Origin of the sequence: Oryzomonas japonica (genome assembly GCF_008802365.1) — a bacterium.
GTDB classification, from domain to species: domain Bacteria; phylum Desulfobacterota; class Desulfuromonadia; order Geobacterales; family Pseudopelobacteraceae; genus Oryzomonas; species Oryzomonas japonica.
In genome coordinates this window covers 388,490-409,777 of the sequence record NZ_VZQZ01000002.1, presented here as the reverse complement: position 1 = coordinate 409,777, position 21,288 = coordinate 388,490, and the positions used below count along the sequence as shown (strand labels likewise).

Here is a 21,288-nt window from a genome sequence, read left to right as displayed (position 1 = left end):
TGATTGAGCGTAATAATATTTGATGTGACCTTTCGTTGTACGGTTGCACCAACCACAAAAATTATCTGCCTTGGCAGAATAGTCGTGAAAGATATATGAATAAAAAACAGTTGGTTCAAGTTTATGGCATTCCCAGAGTGGTTGTAATTTTGTTGCTGACCACTTTCGTTTTTGGTGTACCGGTCTGTTTTGCCGGGCAGTTCAGGGCCATCGCTGCTGCCAATCTGCCAGTTCCTAACGCCTCTGTGAACGAATTTGAAATTTTGATCGGCAACGCCAGGGATATTTACGAGAAATCCAAGACAAACCACTGGAAGCATCTCGATAAAAAAATTAATTCTATTATTAAAGCTGAACAATCCATCTCTGGAATCATGCACGACAAGGATATGCCCTACTATAAAAATCTTATGGGCGCCACATCGGATCTTGAGCGGGCCGTTGCCGCACAAGACCGAATAGTTTCAATGAAATCAGCAAACAAGATTATGCTGCTCGGCGCACGGTTGGCAGAAACCAGTAGTGCCGCTACGCCGATAAACGTTGCGGTCATTGGCTTTTGCGGCCGCAAGCTGGAGATACTCGCGGAGACTGAAAACGTTTTCGAACTTTCCGACACGGTTTCCAAGCTGCACTTGGCATGGCAACAGCTGATTCCGCAAGTCACAGCACGCGGCGGGATAAAGGAAGTAAAGAAGTTTGCCGAAATCATGAAGCGCTTTGAAGTGGCGAAAACCCCCGATGAATATGGCAAACTGGCCGCAGCCGTGGTCGATCAAGTCGATATTATTGAGAAAATATTCAAAAAATAACGCTTTCGATGCCAACGTACAGGATGTGGGGCTATCATGTCCCCTAAGGGTTGCTAATCGTGGGCGTAAACTCCCGTGAACATGGCCTGCTAAGGGCATTGCGCTCCAGGAATTACCAGCTTTTCGTTGCCGGCCAAGGGATATCCCTCGTTGGCACCTGGATGCAGCAGGTGGCCATGAGCTGGCTCGTCTACCGTCTGACCGGCTCGGCCCTTCTCCTTGGTGTTATCGGTTTTACCAGCCAGATCCCCACCCTCCTCATAGCTCCTGTCGCCGGCGTGCTGGCCGATCGCTGGGATCGGCGCCGCCTTCTCATGATCAATCAGACGTTTGCCATGTTCCAGGCCGCTTTTTTGGCAACCGCCGTCCTGGCTGGTTTCGCCCAGATCTGGCTGATTGTTCTGCTCAGCCTTCTCCTTGGCACCATCACGGCATTCGAGATTCCCATACGCCAATCCTTTGTCGTGGAGTTGGTCGAACATCGGGAGGATCTTGGCAACGTCATTGCCCTCAATTCCTCCATGGTGAACGGCGCCCGCCTCATTGGGCCATCCGTTGCCGGAATCCTCGTTGCGTCGGCGGGCGAAGGTGTCTGTTTCATTATCAACGGCGTCAGCTACCTGGCAGTCATTATAGCGCTCGCAGCTATGCGAATCGCGCCCCGCCCTCCCCGCCTCCGGCAACGGCATGTCATACAAGAGCTCCGTGAAGGGTTCAGCTATGCCTTCGGCTTTAGCCCGATACGGAGTATTCTGCTGCTTGTAGCTTTTGTAAGCCTTATGGGGATGCCCTATATCGTTCTCATCCCGGTCTTTGCCAAGGAGGTCCTCCATGGCGGCGCCCATACCTTTGGCTTTCTCATGACCGCGGCCGGCTGCGGCGCGCTCATCGGCACGCTGTACCTCGCTTCCCGCAGGAATGTTGTGGGGCTCGGCAGGATAATCGTTTTGGCCGTCATCCTCTTCGCCGTGGGCATCGCATTGTTCGCCCTGTCGAGCTATCTCCCTCTCTCCCTTTTCGCACTCGCCATGGCGGGGTTTGGCTCCATCACACTGGTGGCGTCGTGCAACACCATACTCCAAACCATCCTTGAAGAGGATAAACGGGGACGGGTCATGAGCTTTTTTACCATGGCCTTCATGGGAATGGCGCCGTTCGGGAGTCTCGGCGCCGGGGCAATGGCCGACATCGTCGGCGTCCGGTACACGTTGTTGATCGGGGCAGGCTTTTGTCTGGTCGGTGCGGGGATTTTTGCCCGGAACCTCCCCAAAATCCGGGAGAAGATCCGTCCGATTTATATTCGCATGGGGATTATCCGTGAAATCACACTCGGTATGGACGTTGCCAACGGACGGCCGTTGGCACAGGGGGAAGAACAGCATGAACGAGAACATACTCGATAGGCCGGCCACGATGATACCCCTGGCGCGTCTGATGACGATGGCAGCCACGGTTCTGTCCCTTTCGTGCAGCCCTGCCCTAGCCGGCCCCACGGCGCAGATCAATATCCCGTCAACCGATGCCAAGGCGCTCAAGGAAGTCGCTGTCAATATCAGCAATTATGCCCGGTTATCGGACGCGCCCGACGCTGGAGGTTCCCTGTACAATGTCGGTGTCGTAACCGGCCTGCTTCCCTGGGAACGACTCAAACTGGAGGCGGGGGTTGATTACACCACAACCGGCACCGGTTCCAAGGCCGATACCCACCCCTTCTCCTTCAACGTGAAGCTGGCCACTGTCGAGAATGCGGTTGCCAATGGTTCACCCGCCTTTGCCGTCGGTATGTACAATCTCGGCACATACGACAAGCCGGAAATCAAGGATGGGATCTCCACGCGGCAGAACATTGCCTACCTCCTGGCTGCCAAAACCCTGCCGCTGGTTGGCCGGCTTACCTGCGGCGGATATTACGGGTCTGAACGCGCCTTGGCGACGCCGGCCAACACCAAGCGCAACAACAGCGGCATTCTGGTGTCCTGGGATCGCACAATCACGGAGCTTTCGGATAAGCTCTGGCTTGGCGTGGAATATATGGGGGGCAACAACCCCAACGGGGAGATGAGCTTTGCCGGCAGCTGGGCCTTTTCCAAACAGGTTGCCTTGCTGGTTGGCATGGTTATTTTCAATCCTTTCTACCGCCTTTCCCCGGCGGACAACGGTGCCATACCCGGCGGAAAACCGGCGATCACCACGCAATTGACCATTAACCTCCCGTAAGGGTTCAGCAAAAGCATCGATAATTGAGCAAATCAGCGTAATTGGACTTGCAATTTTGCGAGACTGTCAGTAATGTAAGAAAGTTTCGTAACATATGAACACATGAGGAGTCCCCTTCGGTATGAGCAAAGAAGAAGCGATTGAAGTAGAAGGAACCGTCATCGAGCCACTGCCTAACGCCATGTTCCGTGTCAAATTGGAAAACGACCATGTAGTCCTTGCCCATATTTCCGGTAAGATGCGAAAATACTTCATCAAAATACTTCCCGGCGACAAGGTGACGGTCGAACTGTCCCCCTACGACTTGAGCCGCGGCCGGATCACCTATCGCGCCAAATAACCCTCCCTACGAGCCGGCTGGTACGATGGCCCGTCCTCAAGATGGGCTTTGTCGTATTTCGAATACCCAATTTATTTCAGTGAGGAACGAATGTACACAGTAGCAGATCTGAAAAAGGGGCTGAAGATTACTCTCGACGGTGATCCCTACATCGTCATCGCCTTTGACTTTACCAAACCGGGTAAAGGCCAGGCGCTCTATCGGACCAAGATGCGCAACATGATCAACGGAACCATCCTCGACCGCACCTATCGTTCCGGAGAAACCTTCGAACCTGCCAGCCTGGAGGAGCGCCAGATGGAGTACCTCTACAAAGAGGGCACCCACTACACCTTCATGGATCAGCAGACCTACGAACAGGTCGTCATGGAGGAAGAGGCCATGGGCGATGCCAAAAACTTCCTGCTGGAAAACCTCAAGGTGGATGTCATGCTGTTCGGTGAAAAGGCCATCGGCGTTGCGCTTCCCAACTTCGTCAACCTGCGCGTCATCCAGACGGAGACCTGGGCCAAGGGGGATACCAGCGGCAACGATTCCAAGCCCGCCACGGTGGAAACCGGATACGTCCTCAGGGTGCCGCCTTTCATCGACGAGGGTGAACTGATTACCATCGACACCCGGAACGGTGAGTATTCCACCCGCGTTAAAGGATAACCGTACAACAGCGCAAAATTTTCCCTTTAGCACACGGCAACAAAAAGCCCCGCCTGAAAAGACGGGGCTTTTTGTTGCGTTCTCACCTGCAAAACAGCTACACCTTGAACCACTCGACCATGACATTCAGTTCCGAGGCGAGTGCGGAAAGGCTCACCGACGAATTTTTGATATCGGTGAATGAGCCCTGAATATTCCGGGTGATACCCGCTATTTCGTTCATATTTTTCGACACATCTTCGGAGGTGGATGATTGCTCCTCCGTGGCCACCGCAATACGCTGGACCATGTCGGTGACCTGGCCCACGTAGGTCACTATGCCGTCGATGGATGCCAGGGTCTGATTGACGTGTTCCAGAACCTTCTCTACCGATTCACGCTCCGTTTTCATACAGCCCACAGACTCCGTGACGCTGGATTGCATCTTGGTGATGGTGCGGGCGATGTCATCCGTGGCTTCGGTCGTGCGTTCCGCCAGCTTCCGGACGCTATCGGCGACCACGGCGAATCCTCGTCCCATATCGCCGGCGCGGGCCGCCTCAATGGCCGCGTTGAGCGCCAGCAGATTGGTCTGATCGGCAACATCCTTGATCAGCGTGACAATGTTGTTGATCTCCTCCGACTGCGCCCCCAGATCCTCTACCTTTTGGGACGCATCTTTCACCATGTCGGCAAACGACATCAATTCCGTCATCGTGCTCTGCATCACGTTTTTGCCATCCATGGCGATTCGCTTCATGTTTTCCGCAGCTTCGGATGTCTCGGCAGTATTTCGCGCCACTTCCAGTGTCGTCTGGGACATTTCCGTGATGGCCGCCGCCGACTGTTCGATGCGGGCGGTCTGTTCCCCGGCTCCCTTTTCCAGGGAGGTGGAGGTGGTCGACATCTGATCGGAACTGCTCGCCAGGCTGAAGGTCGCCGATTTGATCTTTGCGACCATATCGCGCAGATTGCCGACCATGACGGCCATGGATTCCTGGACCTTACCGATTTCATCAGTTCCAGCTCCGGAAATATCGGTGTTCAACTCTCCGTTGGCCACGCTGCTGGAAACCCGCTGGAGGGTGTTCAACGGCCGGGAGATGGAGTGGTAAACCCAAATGCCGAATATGATGCCGAATATCACTGCACCGATACTGATGCCGACGATAAGAAGCGTCGTAAAGTTAACCATCCTGTTGACGGTGAGGATCGCTTTTTCCTGGTCGCCCTGGGCAACACTGACGGTACTTTTCCCCCGTTCCAGTTGTTTGGAGACAATCTCGTTCATTTTGACCGTTACGGCGGCAGCCTTCGCCTCCATGGCGATCCTGTTCTGGATCTTGGAGATTACCCCGTCCTTCGCCAAGAGCAGATTTCTGATGGATGCGAGGCTGGTTGCAACGCCGCGCAGGATCTGCACCTCCTGATGGGCTCGCACACTAGTCAGTTTTCTGTCCAGTTCGCCCCGCAGCTTGTCGATGCGGACAAAGGTGCGCTGAATTTCTCCTTCGGCATCGGTTACCTCCTTGGCCGTAGCCAGGGTGAACAGGCGCGACGACATACCCTCAACCGTAAGTCCGAGCGAGATAAGCTCCGAATTATCCACGAGGATTCCGGTAGCCGTGCTATTTTGGTTGAAGAGCCCTCCCTGGCGTCCGGTTTCCGTATTGTAGGTCTCGCCTGCTGTCGTCATCTCCTGTTCGATGACGAGCATCATTGCACCGATCTTGTCGTTGACCTCCTTGACCAGGGTGTCCCGGTTGGAGGTATCGGCGGTGGCCTGAGCAATGGATGCGTTGAGCAACTTGGTCAACTCGGCGGATTTAACGGTAATCTGGTGGAGTTCGCCCGCCAGGTGTGAAGAAGTTTTGAGGTAGTCATTCTGCTGGGTTTTGTTGAGGGAAGTGTTGAATTTTCCCTGGGCCAGGATGAGCGCCTTCCTCGTTGTCGCCCTCTGCAGGTCGAAGAGGTTCAGTTGCAGGTCCTTGAGCGACAATTTAAGCATCTCGATGCCGCGGACTTTGCTTGATACCGTCTTCGTCGTTTCGATGGATTTTGAGTACAACGACGAGGATGTTTTCTGCAGCCCCTGAATCTTCTTGTCAAGCTCTCGCAGCTTCAGGTTGCTTTCGCGAATCTTGTCGATGATGGTTTTGCTGGCGGCGCTGGCCTCGGCCTCGGCTTTGAGCTTGCTCTCCGTCACGGAGTAGATGTCGGTTGCCACGGCAACAAACTCGTCATAGGTCTGGTTCTTGGTATCGCTGGAAAGCGCCTCGAGATTTTCCTGGGCGGTTTTTACTTCTGCCAGGGCTTTTTCGGCGGCGGGCTTGGCCGCGCCATATTCCGTTTGATTGCGGGATGTCTCCACCTTGATAAGGGATGCTGTGGCGCTCTGGATAAAACGTTGGAATTCAACCGTCCGCATCTGGAACGGGGTGCTGCGTTGGGTCAGATACTGGAGTTTTGTCTTTATAAAGCTCATACCTACAATACTGCCGACAGCCACTACGGCAATGATAATAATGACAATAACGACATTCAGCGTCAATTTGGTTTTGATCGTCATGAAAGTGCCCCTGGCAGGTCTCGCTCCGTACATGCATCGCACGCATAACAACCGTGTGTCCGTGCTGATGCAGCGGGAAATGAAACTGATGGATTATTGGGAAAACGAGCAAAGAAATGAATGAAAGAGCGGGGCATTTCTGCTCCGCTCTCGGCAGATACCCCTCAGTTCTTGGTGAACTGCTTACCCTCGCCCTTAATGTAATCGATCAAATGCTGCACCTTCGGGGAAGGTTTCCCCTTGGTCACGGCGATGATGGGGCGCGCGTAGTCAGGGGTCTCCACCTTCTTGACCGTTGCATCGATGATCGAATAGGGGCCGAACCCAACAGCTTCGGGGTTGGAGGCGATGACATTCCTGATGTCCTCGAATTTGGCCGCCTCGATTACGTCCTTGGCATACTCTTCCTTATTCAGAGCCAGTTTTTTGAACGACCCCATGGTTGCGGGATTCTGGTTACTCAGGACGACGATGATGGGGGCATCATTGCCGCCGACTTCCTTCCAGTTGGAAAGCTTGCCGGTGAAGATCCCCTTGACCTGCTCCCCGGTCAGTTTTGCCACCGGATTGTTGTTGTTGACCACAACATAGATATTGCCCTGGCCGATGACCGTATGATGATAGGCAGCCGGGTCCTTGACATCGAGCCCGTCTTTTTTGGCGCTGGCCAGGAGTTCGTCGAAGGTCGAGCCGGCAGCGCTCATATCGATCTCGTTGTTGGCCAACTGTTTAAAGGATATGGTGGCACTGGTAAAGACGATGTTGATCTTGTTGCCGGTTTTCTTTTCAAAGCTGTCGCGAACCGGACGGATGAAGTTGTCGATTGGCGCGCCGCCGCCGCCGACCTTTATCTCATCCGCGTGAACCGTGTTGGTGCCTCCTGCCATAACAGCCGTTACAAAAGCCAGTGCAAGTACGATCCTCTTCATGTTGTGGCCCCTCCCTCTGTGGTATCTACCCAGTCATGATGGTACAATCTAATGAGAAATTTATACTAGAAATGACGGCTTTTCAAGCTAAATGCATGTAAAAATGAAACTTAGTCTGATTATTGGTGTTTACGGTATCGAATGACCGGTTGAGCTTGTTGGGTGGGGTGGGCTGTGCTAGTCTTGTGGTGTAACTGATTCCATAAAAAGGATGGATCATGTCGTTATCTCGTCTGGCTAATCTCCACCTGCGGGCCCGCGTAATTCAAACTATCAGGGAGTTTTTCCGTTCACGCGGATTTCTGGAGGTCGAGACCCCGCACCGTATTCCGGCCAACGCCCCCGAAGAGCATATCGAGCCCTATCGTTCCGATACCTGCCACCTCCAAACCTCGCCGGAAATCTGTATGAAGCGGCTCTTGTGCCGTGGGTATGGGAATATCTTCCAGATCTGTCGTTGTTGGCGAAGCAATGAACGTGGCAGGAGGCATGTGCCGGAATTCACCATGCTGGAGTGGTACCGGGCCGATGGCGACTATCTTGCTCTCATGAGAGACTGCGAGGAGTTGCTGAAATCTGTTGTTGAAACGGTTTGCGGAGGGACAACGCTGTCGTACCGGGGACGCAGGATCGAGGTAAATAATGGTATCGGGCGGATAACGGTCCGCGAGGCGTTCGAGCGTTTCGGCGGAACAACCATGGAGGCGGCTCTCCACGACGGCACATTCGACGAGATCATGGTTACCGCCATAGAACCGGCCTTGCCGCAGGATGTGCCGGCCATCCTGATGGATTATCCGGCCGAAGCGGCCTCTCTGGCCCGCCTCAAACCGGGCGACCCGACAGTCGGGGAGCGGTTCGAGCTGTACGCCGGAGGCCTGGAGCTTGCCAATGGTTTTAGCGAGCTGAACGATCCCCGGGAACAGCGGGCGCGCTTTCTGGAGGCCAACGACAAACGGCTCCGGTCCGGGCTCCCGTCCCTCCCCCTCCCGGAACCGTTTCTGGCCGATCTGGGGGATATGCCGCCAGCCGCCGGAATTGCACTGGGCATCGACCGGCTGGTCATGCTCTGCGCCGACGCGGACAGAATCGACGATGTTATCGCCTTTACGCCGGAGGAGCTATAATGTCTCGGTAGGCAACCCGCTCGCCACGGTAGGTGGTCAGAAACACCACGTCGCCGTCCCGCTCAAATTGATCGGGCAAGATGGGCACCTTTCCCTTGCCCCCCGGCAGGTCGATCACGTAGTGGGGAACCCCCAAACCCGAGATATGACCGCGCAACGCCCGGATGATCTCAAGGCCGCTGGCCAGGGGCGTGCGGAAATGAGCCGTGCCTTTGACCAAATCCATCTGGTGAAGATAGTATGGCCGTACCCTGATGCCCAGCAGCCCCGTCATTAATTCGCGCATGGTCGCTATGTCGTCGTTGACCCCCCTCAGGAGCACCGTCTGATTGCCCATCTGGATACCGGCATCAGCCAGCAGGCCGCAGGCGGCCGTCGATGCAGCGGTGATCTCTGCGGGATGGTTGAAATGGGTGTTGACGTAGAGCGGATGAAAGCGCTTCAGCATGGCGCACAACTCCGGGGTCACGCGCTCCGGCAGGGTGACCGGCATGCGGGTACCGATGCGGATTATGCCAACGTGTGCGATGGCGCGCAGACGGGTGAGGATGTCGTACAGGGAAGCATCGTCGAGCATGAACGGGTCGCCGCCGGTAAGCGTCACATCCCGGATGGCCGGTGTCGCCCCGATGTAGGCCATTGCCTGCTCCAGGCGCTCAGTGCCGGGAGGTTGATCCCCACACCCTACATGGCGCTTTCGCATGCAGAAACGGCAGTACACTGGGCAGCGGTTCGATACGAGCAACACGACCCGGTCGGGGTAGCGATGGATCAAACCGGGAACCGGGCTGAGGGACGACTCGGCCAACGGGTCGGGAAGCTGGCCGTCATCCTCAAGCTCCCGCACATCCGGGATGCACTGGCGCCAGATGGCATCGCCCGGCTCTTGAATCAGTCCGGCATAGGATGATGAGACCAGGAACGGATAGCGGACCGCCACCGACCTTATAGCCGGGAGTTGTGATTTATTTATCGTGAGTTTGTCAATGGTTACACTTGAGTAGTTGATGTATTTCATGAGATTATGCTTTCCGGTTGAGGTTGAATCGATTCGCGGGGGACGGCAATCCGTCTGCAAGACCGAATTGTCTTGAAAATAACCATATTATGTGAAATATACAACAGATTAAAATCATCTGTTGTGCTGCACGACGGCGGTATCCATGTACACCAAATATTTCGGATTCAAAGAAAAACCGTTTACCCTGACGCCCAATCCCCGTTTTATCTTCCTCAGCAAACATCACAAGGAAGCGTTCGCCCATCTTCTGTACGGCATCAACAGCCACTACGGCTTTATTGAGCTGATCGGCGAAGTGGGCACCGGCAAGACCACGGTATTGCGCACCCTGTTGGGGCAGCTTCAGGACAAGAACTACCGAACGGCCCTGATCTTCAACCCCAGCCTGACCGGCGTGGAACTGCTGCGCAGTATCAACAACGAGTTCGGTATCGACGCCAGCAGTCCTTATGCCAATGAACTCCTGGCGGTCCTGAACCGTTTTCTGCTGGAGGAAAACACCAACGGCAGGACCGTTGTTCTGGTCATCGACGAGGCACAGAACCTCGATCCGGCAACCCTGGAACAGATCCGGCTGATCTCCAACCTGGAGACCGAGGATGATAAACTCATCCAGATCATCCTCGCCGGGCAACCTGAGTTGGAACACCTGTTGTCCAAACCGGAACTGCGCCAGATCAATCAGCGAATAGCCGTTCGCTACCGGCTCAGCCCGATCAGCATGGATGAAACCCGCGCCTATATCCGCCATCGCATGGAGGTGGCCGGCGAAAGCGGAGGGGTTTCCTTCAGCCGTTACGCCATCAAATACATATATCTCTATACCCGCGGCGTTCCCCGCATGATCAACATTCTCTGCGACCGGGCTCTCCTGATCGCCTACGGCGACGAGCGCAGGGACATCAGCGCCGGCATCATCAGCAGAGCCATCAGGGAGATTCTCAATCTGCCGCGGAATCGGTTTGCGCCACGGCACATGGCAACGATGATCGCTGCCGTCATTATAGTTATGTTCCTGGCGCTTTGGGCTGCACAGTGGCAGTCCGGTCGCCTCTTGCACGTGGGACAGAGCCTGCTGGCCCGCTCCCCTGCCCCAGCAACGACGGAGCCGCCCGATGCAAAACCACCTGCCAAAGCAGGCGGTTCGTCCGTCAAGACACCACCGCTATCGGCATCGGCTGCCCGCCGGATCTCCAGCGTGGAGCAGGAACTCCTCTCCTACGATCAGGTCAGCACCCATCTGCATGCCCTGAACGCCCTCATCGGCCGGTGGCGGGGGCAATCCTACGGCGCGGTCGGTGTCCGGCTGACAACCCCGGATACGTTTTCGCGTCTTGCCGCCAAGCGGGGACTGCGCCTGACCCCCTTCAAGGGAACGCTTGACGAGGCTATCCGTTTTGGTCTTCCCTTCCTGGCGGTCACCAGGGTATCGGGCGAACTGGGGCCCTACTGCCTTGCCGTGACAGCGGTTCGCGGCGATGGCGTCACCGTTTCCCCCGCCCTGTTCGGCAAGGGCACTATCGAGAAGAAGGAATTGGCCTCCCTGGTAAACGGGACCTTCTATCTTGTCTGGAAAAATATCGGCCGCGTTCCGGTCACAATTACGCCCGGAGAGCATCGGAATGAAATCGGAACCCTGCAACGGCTCCTCAAACAGGCCGGGCCGTACCATGGGCCATTCGACGGCATCTACGGCGATGCAACCGCCGCGGCCGTGCGGGAGTTTCAGCACTCTCACGGCATCGCCGTGGACGATCTGGTGGGGGAACTGACCCTAGCTGCGCTTGTGTCGTACGATAAAAACGCCAACATCCCTTCCCTTAAGGGAAATTGATCGGGTAAACAGATGAGTTCCATCCTCAAAGCGCTGAAAAAGCTGGAAGAAGAAAAATCGGCCCGGACACCGGACGCCCTCAAGATCGATACGGAAATCCTGCGTGGCGGAAGCTCGTCCCGGTTCCCCTATCGCAACGTTACCCTGCTGGCGGTTCTGTTCTTCATCTGCGGTTCCCTGTTTACGTACCTGTATGTGAAACGCGGGGCCAATCCGGCCGGCACCGCAGCACCCAATGTCACGTCGCCGGAGCGCACCATCCCCCCCAGGGCGGCTGTTACGGAAGACCCGGTGAAGGTCGTACCGGCCGACCGGCCGCGCCGCCAGGCACAAGATGCACCGGTCCCGGTTTCCGTGGCCGTGCCCCATGCCAAGCCTCCCAAACATACCCGTGCCGCCATGCCTGCAACGGCGGGACAAGCGAAGCCGGGAGCCGTGGCGCCGCCGGTTGTTACCGTACCGCCCGCGCCGTCCAAGCGTATCCCCACCCTCAGGGTGGACGGTATCGCCTACCATTTCGGCAGCGCCGACAGCCTTGCCGTGGTCAACGGGAACACGGTCTTTGTTGGGGCAACGGTTGAAGGGGTAAAGGTCGAAGATATCGGGAAGGATCACATTCGGTTCAGCTATGGGGGGGAGAAGTTCGATGTCCCCCTGGGCAAGTCCAATTAACCCGGAAAAAACATGTGCCACAGAGCCATAGAGATAAATATTTCAAAGACGGATTTGAGAATCGTTGAAAAGCCCTGTGATTTCCTCTGCTTCTCTGCGGTTTTGTGGTAGAATTGCTGTTTTCCAACCGTCAGCGCACGATCACCCTGACAAATTTCACCAGATAGTCCACCCCCGACCAAATGGTCAGCAGGGTTGCGATCCAGAGATAAAACATCCCCACATTATGCATGTTGACATGCACCAACGGATTGTCGATCCCGAACAGCCAGTTGTAATCGTAATGCAACACCAACCCCAGAATAGCCACAATCTGGAAGATCGTCTTGAACTTGCCCAGATCGCTGGCAGGAATGACGATCCCCTCGCTCGACGCGATCCCTCGCAGTCCGGTAATAATGATCTCACGCCCCAAAACCACCAGCACCATCCAGGCGGGCACCCTCCCAAAGGGGAGGATCATGATCAAGGCCGCCATCACGATCAACTTGTCGGCAATGGGGTCGAGAAACTTGCCGAACACCGTGACAATCCCCATGCGTCGCGCCAGGTAGCCGTCCAGCCAATCAGTGATTGACGCCAGGGCAAAAACCGCCGCGGCCCAGAAACCCGCCTGCTGGTCCGGCGCAAGGAGCAGAAACGCCATGAGCGGAATGGCAGCGATCCGGAGCATGGTCAGGATATTGGGGATATTGAGTATGGGATGGGATGTGCGCGTCGTCATGAATTCAGTTCGCCTGGTAGGATTGCATGTAAGATAGCACCCGGTTGACATAGGTGCGGGTTTCGGCGTACGGAGGGATGCCCCCGTATCTGGCCACTTTGTTCAGTCCGGCGTTGTAGGCGGCCACGGCCAGGGAAACATCGCCGCGGAACGTGTCCAGCAGAAAACGGAGGTATTTCACCCCACCTTCCACATTATCCTTCGGATCGAAGCTGTTGCTGACCTTGAGGGATTTGGCGGTTCCTGGCATGAGTTGCATCAGGCCGCTGGCCCCCTTGGGGGAAACAGCGTTGGGGTTGTATCCGGATTCGGCATGGATGACCGCCTTGATGAGTGACTGGTTGACCCCGTACTTATCCGCATAGGTCTTGATGATATGATCGTATTCCGCCGGGTTGACCGAGGCGGCGAATTTCAATCTTGTGCGTAATTGCCGGTCCTTTTTGAGGTCGCGCATGAAGACCTTGAAGCGTTTGTCCGTGGGGGCATCGGTAAAGTGGACGATCCCTTCCGCATCCTCATAGCGATAGATATCGGCATGGGCGGGCATGACCGGGAGATTCGCGAACCACACTCCTGCCACTACGCAGAAGGCTATCCTCTTCCTGCTGATGATTTGATCGAGTCGCATAATTTTTCATAATCCCAAATAAGTATGAATTGTTCAAGAACAAATCGACATGGTACCGGTCACGGCATGCTCCCGCGACGCCGGCCGTAGCGTTCCAACCTGCTGTCCATCTCGCTCGCCAAGCCTCGGCGGACCATATCCCAGGAAAAACGCCACTCCCAGTTTCCGAATGCCGTACCGGGAAGATTCATGCGGGCTGTACCCGGCAGGCCGAGGATATCCTGGAACGGTATGACAACAGTATCGGCCACGGACATCAAGGCCGTCCTGATGATATCTGCGACAATATCGCGCCCGTTCGAGCCGACATAGTCCCGTACCAGGCTACGGTGGTGCTCATCCTGGCTGGAATACCATCCCAGGGTAGTATCGTTATCGTGGGTGCCGGTGTAGACAACACAGTTTCTGACACAATTGTGGGGCAGATAGGGGTTGGCCGGACCGGAATCAAAAGCAAATTGCAGAATCTTCATGCCGGGAAAGCCGAAACGGTCACGTAATGCCTCAACCTCGGGGGTGATGACCCCCAGATCTTCGGCAATAATGGGTAACTCTCCCAGTGCCGACCGAACCGCCTCGAACAGGCGTCCTCCCGGCCCGGCCCCCCACACGCCCCGCTCTGCCGTGTGTTCATTGGCGGGCACCTGCCAAGCCGCCTCAAAACCGCGAAAATGATCGATGCGCACACCGTCGAACAGCGCAAATGCATGGCGGAAACGTTCGACCCACCAATTGAATCCCTGCCGCTCCAATATTTCCCAGTCATACAGCGGATTACCCCAGAGTTGGCCGGTCCTGCAGAAATAATCGGGCGGCACGCCGGCAACGGCGGTCGGTTTACCCTGGCCGTCAAGCAGGAAGAGGTCGCGGTTGCGCCAGACATCTGCCGAATCATAGGCCACAAAGATAGGTATGTCGCCGATAAACGAGACCCCCCGGCTTGCGGCATATGACCGCAAAGCTTGCCACTGGCGGAAAAACTGCCACTGCAGATATTTCTGGGCTCCAATTTCAGGCCCCAACTTCAGCGAAGCCTTTTCATAGGTTTCCGCCGTCAGCAGCGCCGCTTCCCGGGGCCATTTCTGCCAGCTTTTTCCCTTGTAATGTTGTTTGAGCGCCATGAAAAGCGCAAAATCGTGCAGCCAGGGTGTCGTATTGCAGAAATGCCAGAACTCCTCGGTCCGAGAGCTTCTTTCGGCGGCAAGGAAGGTTGCCGCGGCCTGGTGGAGCAGGCCGAGCTTCACATCGGAAACGCCCCCATAGTCCACCCGCTCTTCGGGAAAGAGGCTGCAGGCCACCTCAAGCGGCAGGTCTCCTTCCTGGGCAAGCTGATGGAGGTCCAGCAAGAGGGGGTTGCCGGCAAAGGCCGACAATGATGAATAGGGGGAGTTGCCGCAGGCGGGCGGGGTCAGAGGGAGCACCTGCCAGTAACTCATCCCCATGGTTGACAATAAATCCACGAACTTTCGCGCATTGTCTCCCAGCGTGCCGATGCCGTCGTGTCCTGGAAGCGATGTTGGATGAAGTAGGACCCCGCAACTCCGTCTCTTCAGCATTGTGTGCCCCCTGAAGCGTATTGATGCGATTAAGCCATATACAACCTGACTTTGCAAATAAAATCAATATTTTGACATACATTAAAATACAATACAATTATCGGCATCTTTCGGGTATAGTTTTTACATTACGAATCATTTCCCTCTCATCTATTCTACGGCCCTATGAATAAACAGCCCTTGGACATACCGACCGGCACTATCGATACTAGGCTTCTGGCGTCCCTGATCATCGAGCTCAATATCTCGCTCCGCTATTTCAAGTCCTATCCCGATGGGCACCCTATCATCAACGCCTCCTTGAACAAGGTGGTTGCTCTGTACGCACAATTAATGAAGGCGCATGACGAAATCGTCGTTGCCGCCGCAAAAAATGCCCTGCTGGTGGAGAACGCCTCCCTCGACAAATCGAATCTTGTCTTTCGCGATTTTGCCGGGGCGCTTTTCGAGCACGGCATCGGCGCCTTGATCTTCCACAAGGGCCTGAACGTCCAAGAGCTCAAGAGCTTTAACCTGATTCTGGGACTCAAACGGGAGGAACTCAGCGCTCAGGGTGGGATCGAAAAGGTCTGGGAGCAGTCGCACATCACCGCCCTTGGCATGCGCGCCATCCGGTATGACCTGTTCAGCGCCACCGAGGATGATGCCCTGACCGGCTCATTGAAGATGGAACAATCCGGCGAAGGGCTCTGGGAACGGTTTGCCCGCGAATTGCTGGGAGGTTCGCTCGGCTTCGGCGATGCGGACGATGCGGCCGGGATTGACCCGAAACAGCTGGCCCAGGTCTTGAACCGCCGGTACCGCGAATCGGGTGCCGACGAGGACAACGAGTACATCGACATCTTCGCCGACTTGATCGAACCGGAAGAAGGGGGCCGGGAAGATGCCACCAACCGTCACATTCCCGGTAGCCGGATTGCAGCCTTTGTGGCGAACCTGGACCCCGACCTCCGTCGCACATTCCTATCAAAATCCTTCGATATCGGCGCGTTGGGTACACATTCAGCACTCGAAGACATCCTCGGACACATGCCAGACCAGGTGATTGCAGGAATTCTGGACGATATCGGCAGCAACAGGGTCACGGTTTCGCCGGCAATCATGACGCTCCTGCAACGGTTGTCCCTGCACTCTGCCAGCGGGGCTCACGATTCGCTGCCCTTTTCCCAAATTGCTGAAGATGATGCACAGGAAAAATTACGCATCATCTTCAGCGAGCATGCTGCGGAGGAGCCGAGATTCCAGGACGGCGGGGTGACGGCTCTGCCACGTCCCTCTTCCGGCATGGCGTTTTCCTCCTCCCGCCAGGAACTCGGTCTCTTGCGGGAAACCATGCAGGCCGGTTGGCTGGAAAACTGCGTCGGCCAGATCATCCTGCGTCTCGTGACTGCCGCGGACGACCCGGCGGAAACGGAGAGCCTCGCCAAGAACCTGGGGGATATGTGCGGTTATCTGCTCCAGACCGGCGATTACCATCAATTGCTTGGGATCATTGAACAGGCAAACTCCCCTGCCCTTCCCCCGGCATTCAGGGAACACCTCGCGGAACAATTTTGCCGTCGCGACTTTCTGGAGGAGGTCCTCAATGGTCTTACCACCTGGGGCAAAAGCCGCTTTGAGGATATCCGCCTGTTGGTGGAAACGATCGGAACCCCGTTCATCGGGCCGCTTCTGGATAGTCTGGCCGAGGAAGAAAATATGTCGTTGCGGCGTTTTATGATGGATTGCCTCCTGGAATTCGGCCCTGCCGCCAAGGAGTCGATCCTGGCGCGCCTTGACGACCAACGCTGGTATTATCTGCGCAACTTGCTCATCATGCTGCGTTCCCTGGACGATCCCGAAATCGTCCCCCACCTCCGGCCCTTGGTTATGAGCATGAATCCCAAAGTCCGGCAGGATGCCCTGCGCACCCTGCTTTCCTATAACGATCCGGTTGCAGAACGCCAGCTTCTGCGGGACCTGGAGAGCAACGACAAGGAGGTCCGGCTTGCGGCCATCGGCATGGCCGAGAAGAGCCGTTCCCCTGATGTTTTCAGGAAACTTTTGGCAATTGTCGCCAAAAGCGGTCTTTCGCAACTGGATATCGAGCTGAAAAGTACCGCCGTTTCCTCCCTGAAAGAGATGGGGCGGGAGGAGGCCCTCCCCGAATTACTCAAGGTTCTGGGCTCCGTGAACCTGATCCGGGCCAAGGCGCTCACCCGCCTCAAACTCGACATCGTCCGTTCCCTTGAAGGGTATCCTCCTCCCAGCGTTCTGCCGATCCTGGAAAAGATCGCCAAGGGGAGCGACGAATTGGCGCGGCAGGCCGAAGAGTCCCTACGGACCGTCAGGATAAAATCCGATGGACAGTGAAAGCCTCATCATACAGGAATCCATCCGCTCGCTACTCTCGGCAACCGCCAATGCCGCGCTCTACACCATGGGGCATCCTCAGGTGGCCCGTCTGGCCGAATCGGCCTTTAAAGGCATCAGCGCGGCCCTTGGCATCTCCCGGCAGATATCACTCACGGTTATCGAGGATGAGTTGATTATCAACGGTGAACCGCCCTCCTTCAGCCTCTTCATGAACCGATTTGCCGAGGTACTCAAATCCAGGGGGGTCGGTCATGTGAAATTCATCGAGGGGCTTGACCGCGAGGAGATCATCACCCTCATCGCTGCTTTAGCCAGTCAGGAAATGGGGAGGGCCGCTTTAACCTCCAGCGAACATATCCGTTTCGGCCAAGTGGAACTCAGTGAGGGAAGCGGCGACGGATATGCCGCTTCGTCCGACGGAGACGGCGCTCAGGGCCCCATTCCCCTGCAGGACCTGCCGGCTGAAGAGTTGGCCCGTTTCACAGAGATCTACAGTGCGCTGAAAAAGAAGCAGAAGATGAAGGTGACCGGTATCGTCGAGATCGTGTCCGGTTTTATCGCCGCCTTCCGGCAGGAGGGCGAATCCCGTCTGGTCATGGCAACCATGCGTAGCGACGAGGAGTACACCTTCACCCATTCCGCCAATGTCTGCATCCTCAATCTGGCCCAGGCCATGTCCCTGGGCATCGAAGGACAGATGCTGCACGATATCGGCATTGCCGCCATGCTGCACGATATCGGCAAACTCTTCATTCCCGAGGAGATTCTCATCAAGAAGGACAAACTGACCCCCCAGGAGTTCAAGCTGTTGGAGGGGCACCCGGTTCGGGGCGCCCGGCATCTCCTGGAAGTTCCCGGCGTTCCCCGCCTGGCGGTGGTGACCGCCTACGAGCATCATATGAAGTACGATTTATCCGGCTATCCCGCGGCGCCAGAAGGGGGACGCCTCAACCTGTGCAGCCAGATCACCATGATCTCCGATTTCTTCGATGCCATGCGGACCCGGCGTCCGTACCGTGCCCCGGTGGACCTGCGGGCCATCGTCGGCCAGATCATGGACAGATCCGGGAGCGATTTCCACCCCCTCCTGGCCCGAAATTTTCTGAACATACTCAAGCGCATGGTTGACGCGCGTCGTTCCTCGTAATCTCCCCCTCCCCTTCTTGACTTTCCCCGCTTCTGTGCTTACCTAAACTATGTAGAGAGCAGCACATTCTATTTTATTCGAAGGAACGAATCATGGATTTCAACCGTTTGACGCAAAAATCCCAGGAAGCTTTTGCAGAGGCCCAGAACAAGGCTGTAACCAGCGGCCACGTAGAGGTGGACGGCGAACACCTGCTCTGGGCATTGCTGGAACAGCAGGATGGTCTGGTGCCCCGCCTGCTGACCCGGATGGATATCCGCCCCGAAACGATCAAAAAGGAGGTCGAGGCGGAACTGGACCGTCGTCCCCACGTCTCGGGCCCCGGAGCGGAGCCGGGCAAGATCTACGTCTCCCAGCGGCTGTCGCGCATCCTGGTGGCCGGCGAGAGCGAGGCCAAGCGGCTTAAGGACGAGTATGTTTCGGTAGAGCACCTCTTCATGGCGCTTCTGGGTGAAGGGGACAAATTCCCTTCCGGCCGGATACTCAAGCAGGCCGGCATCGACCGGGAAAAATTTCTCAAAACCCTGACCGACGTGCGCGGCAACCAGCGGGTGACCTCCGCCAACCCGGAGGCCAGCTACGAGGCCCTGGAAAAGTACGGCCGCGATCTGGTCAAGATGGCCAGGAGCGACAAACTCGATCCGGTCATCGGCCGGGATGAGGACATCCGTCGGGTAATCCGTATCCTGTCGCGCAAGACCAAGAACAACCCGGTGCTGATCGGCGAGCCGGGGGTCGGCAAGACCGCCATCGTGGAGGGCCTTGCCCAGCGTATCGTGCGGGGCGATGTGCCCGAGGGGCTCAAGGACAAGACGGTGTTTGCCCTGGATATGGGCTCCCTGGTGGCCGGGGCCAAATACCGCGGCGAGTTCGAGGAGCGTCTCAAGGCGGTCCTGAACGAGGTCAAGGAGGCCGAGGGACGCATCATCCTCTTTATCGACGAACTGCACACCATCGTGGGGGCCGGCAAGGCCGAAGGCGCCATGGATGCCGGCAACATGCTGAAACCGATGCTGGCCAGGGGGGAACTGCACTGCATCGGCGCCACAACCCTTGACGAGTACCGTCAGCATATCGAGAAGGATGCCGCCCTGGAACGCCGCTTCCAGCCGGTCCTGGTGGAGCAGCCCTCCGTGGAGGACACGGTATCCATCCTGCGGGGGCTTAGGGAGCGGTTCGAGGTGCATCACGGCGTCAAGATTCAGGACAATGCCTTGGTGGCGGCCGCCACCCTCTCCAACCGCTACATCACCGAACGGTTTCTGCCGGACAAGGCTATCGATCTGGTGGACGAGGCCTGCGCCATGCTCCGTACCGAGATCGACTCGCTCCCCTCCGAACTGGATACCATATCCCGAAGGGTCATGCAGTTGGAGATCGAGGAACAGGCTCTGAAACAGGAGAAGGACCCGGCCAGCCGGGAGCGGTTGGAGGCGCTCCGCAGGGAGTTGGCCTCTGACCGGGAGAAGGCCTCCGTCATGCGGGCCCGCTACGACACGGAAAAGTTAGCCATCCAGCGCATCCAGGGGCTGCGGGAACAGATCGAGAAAACTCGCCGCGACATCGAGCAGGCCGAGCGTTCCTACAATCTGGAGCAGGCCTCCAAGCTCAAATATTCCGAACTGCCGGGGCTGGAAACCGCTTTGAAGAATGAAGAGGCAGCCCTGAGCGAAAAGCAGGGGGGGCAGAAACTGCTGAGGGAGGAGGTCACCGAAGACGAAATTGCCGAGATCGTGGCCCACTGGACCGGTATCCCGGTTACGAGACTGGTGGAGGGGGAACGGGAAAAACTGCTGCGCCTGGAGGATATCCTTCATCAGCGGGTGGTGGGCCAGGACGAAGCGGTCCGACTGGTGACAGATGCCGTGCTGCGCGCCCGTTCCGGTATCAAGGACCCGCGGCGTCCCATCGGTTCGTTCATCTTTCTGGGACCCACCGGGGTTGGCAAGACCGAACTTGCCCGCACCCTGGCCGCTGCCCTGTTCGACTCGGAAGACAACATGGTGCGCATCGACATGTCGGAATACATGGAGAAGTTCGCCGTATCGCGCCTCATCGGTGCACCTCCCGGCTATGTTGGGTACGAGGAGGGGGGACAATTGAGCGAGGCGGTCCGGCGCAAGCCTTACAGCGTTCTTCTGTTTGACGAGATCGAGAAGGCTCATCCCGATGTCTTCAATATCCTGCTGCAGATCCTGGACGATGGCCGGGTCACCGACAGCCACGGACGCATGGTCAGCTTCAAGAATACGGTCATCATCATGACCTCAAACATCGGTGCCCCGTACCTGCTGGAGGGCATCACCCCCGATGGGGATATCCGGGAAGACGCCCGCCAGGCCGTTATGAACGAACTGCGCACCAGTTTCCGTCCCGAATTTTTGAACCGCGTGGACGATATCGTACTCTTCAAGCCGTTACACCTGGATGAGGTGGTGCGCATCGCCGACCTCCTGGCGGAGCAGTTGAAGGAACGACTGAAGGATCGCCACATAACCCTTGAGATCACCGACGAGGCCAAGCGCTTCATCGCCCAGGCCGGCTATGACCCGGTCTACGGCGCCCGGCCGCTCAAACGCTACCTGCAGCGGGAGCTGGAGACCCGGGTGGCGCGCGCCATCATTGCCGGTAATGTGGCGGAGGGGAGCAAACTGCGGGTGCAGGTCAAGGATGGCGCTTTGGATGTCAGCGGGGAAGCTGAAACGCATACCGCACCATGAA

Annotated in this window: 17 protein-coding genes; 11 read left to right on the top strand and 6 right to left on the bottom strand. The window is 56.8% G+C overall.

Translation table 11 applies throughout. The annotated features are described in order from the left end of the window. The first annotated feature begins 95 nt into the window (after positions 1-95). From F6V25_RS05135 to efp, 5 genes are all read left to right on the top strand, one after another. The gene (locus F6V25_RS05135; protein ID WP_151127534.1) at positions 96-812 is read left to right on the top strand and encodes a hypothetical protein; all 717 of its coding nucleotides are present in this window, start codon (positions 96-98) and stop codon (positions 810-812) included. Positions 813-871: 59 nt separating this feature from the next. After that, positions 872-2,215: an MFS transporter gene (locus tag F6V25_RS05130; protein ID WP_151127533.1), complete on the top strand. Its 1,344-nt coding sequence runs from the start codon at positions 872-874 to the stop codon at positions 2,213-2,215. Further along, positions 2,193-3,029, top strand: a complete 837-nt coding sequence (locus F6V25_RS05125; protein ID WP_246166968.1) for a hypothetical protein — start codon at positions 2,193-2,195, stop codon at positions 3,027-3,029. Before F6V25_RS05130 ends, F6V25_RS05125 begins: the two co-directional genes overlap by 23 nt. A gap of 121 nt (positions 3,030-3,150) precedes the next feature. Further along, complete coding sequence (gene infA / locus F6V25_RS05120) at positions 3,151-3,369, top strand: translation initiation factor IF-1 (RefSeq protein ID WP_149210216.1); 219 nt, start codon at positions 3,151-3,153, stop codon at positions 3,367-3,369. 90 nt (positions 3,370-3,459) lie between these two features. Further along, positions 3,460-4,023: an elongation factor P gene (gene efp, locus F6V25_RS05115; RefSeq protein WP_149305757.1), complete on the top strand. Its 564-nt coding sequence runs from the start codon at positions 3,460-3,462 to the stop codon at positions 4,021-4,023. Between the two features lie 97 nt (positions 4,024-4,120). On the opposite strand, the gene F6V25_RS05110 is transcribed toward efp, so the two are convergent. Continuing rightward, a complete protein-coding gene (locus F6V25_RS05110; protein WP_191966082.1) occupies positions 4,121-6,571 on the bottom strand; it encodes a methyl-accepting chemotaxis protein in 2,451 nt (816 codons plus the stop codon). Between the two features lie 164 nt (positions 6,572-6,735). Further along, positions 6,736-7,500, bottom strand: a complete 765-nt coding sequence (locus F6V25_RS05105) for a substrate-binding domain-containing protein (protein WP_151127531.1) — start codon at positions 7,498-7,500, stop codon at positions 6,736-6,738. A 218-nt stretch (positions 7,501-7,718) separates the two neighbouring features. Here F6V25_RS05105 and epmA point away from each other — a divergent pair, with 218 nt between their 5' ends. Beyond that, positions 7,719-8,627, top strand: a complete 909-nt coding sequence (gene epmA / locus F6V25_RS05100; protein WP_151127530.1) for an EF-P lysine aminoacylase EpmA — start codon at positions 7,719-7,721, stop codon at positions 8,625-8,627. Here the strand turns inward: epmA and F6V25_RS05095 are convergent. Next, positions 8,608-9,645 (bottom strand): KamA family radical SAM protein, encoded by a 1,038-nt coding sequence (locus tag F6V25_RS05095; protein ID WP_151127529.1) that lies wholly within the window; start codon positions 9,643-9,645, stop codon positions 8,608-8,610. The genes epmA and F6V25_RS05095 overlap by 20 nt on opposite strands. Positions 9,646-9,790: 145 nt before the next feature. On the opposite strand from F6V25_RS05095, the gene F6V25_RS05090 reads away from it, so the two are divergent. Both F6V25_RS05090 and F6V25_RS05085 read left to right on the top strand, forming a co-directional pair. Beyond that, entirely contained in the window at positions 9,791-11,482 is a 1,692-nt protein-coding gene (locus F6V25_RS05090; RefSeq protein ID WP_151127528.1) for an ExeA family protein, read from the top strand. Between the two features lie 12 nt (positions 11,483-11,494). Further along, a complete protein-coding gene (locus F6V25_RS05085; protein WP_151127527.1) occupies positions 11,495-12,154 on the top strand; it encodes a general secretion pathway protein GspB in 660 nt (219 codons plus the stop codon). 130 nt (positions 12,155-12,284) lie between these two features. Here the strand turns inward: F6V25_RS05085 and pgsA are convergent, their stop codons facing one another. The 3 genes from pgsA to malQ form a co-directional block, all read right to left on the bottom strand. Then, on the bottom strand, positions 12,285-12,878 hold the full coding sequence (pgsA, locus tag F6V25_RS05080) for a CDP-diacylglycerol--glycerol-3-phosphate 3-phosphatidyltransferase (protein WP_151127526.1): 594 nt from the start codon (positions 12,876-12,878) through the stop codon (positions 12,285-12,287). Positions 12,879-12,882: 4 nt separating this feature from the next. Further along, entirely contained in the window at positions 12,883-13,428 is a 546-nt protein-coding gene (locus tag F6V25_RS05075) for a lytic transglycosylase domain-containing protein (protein ID WP_151127664.1), read from the bottom strand. Positions 13,429-13,568: 140 nt separating this feature from the next. Further along, a complete protein-coding gene (malQ, locus tag F6V25_RS05070) occupies positions 13,569-15,065 on the bottom strand; it encodes a 4-alpha-glucanotransferase (RefSeq protein WP_151127525.1) in 1,497 nt (498 codons plus the stop codon). Positions 15,066-15,245: 180 nt separating this feature from the next. Between malQ and F6V25_RS05065 the strand changes: the two genes are divergently transcribed. From F6V25_RS05065 to clpB, 3 genes are all read left to right on the top strand, one after another. Beyond that, the gene (locus tag F6V25_RS05065) at positions 15,246-17,417 is read left to right on the top strand and encodes a HEAT repeat domain-containing protein (protein WP_151127524.1); all 2,172 of its coding nucleotides are present in this window, start codon (positions 15,246-15,248) and stop codon (positions 17,415-17,417) included. Further along, positions 17,407-18,567, top strand: a complete 1,161-nt coding sequence (locus F6V25_RS05060) for an HD-GYP domain-containing protein (protein ID WP_151127523.1) — start codon at positions 17,407-17,409, stop codon at positions 18,565-18,567. The genes F6V25_RS05065 and F6V25_RS05060 overlap by 11 nt, the downstream gene beginning before the upstream one ends. A gap of 92 nt (positions 18,568-18,659) precedes the next feature. After that, on the top strand, positions 18,660-21,287 hold the full coding sequence (gene clpB, locus F6V25_RS05055) for an ATP-dependent chaperone ClpB (protein ID WP_151127522.1): 2,628 nt from the start codon (positions 18,660-18,662) through the stop codon (positions 21,285-21,287). Position 21,288: the final 1 nt, after the last annotated feature.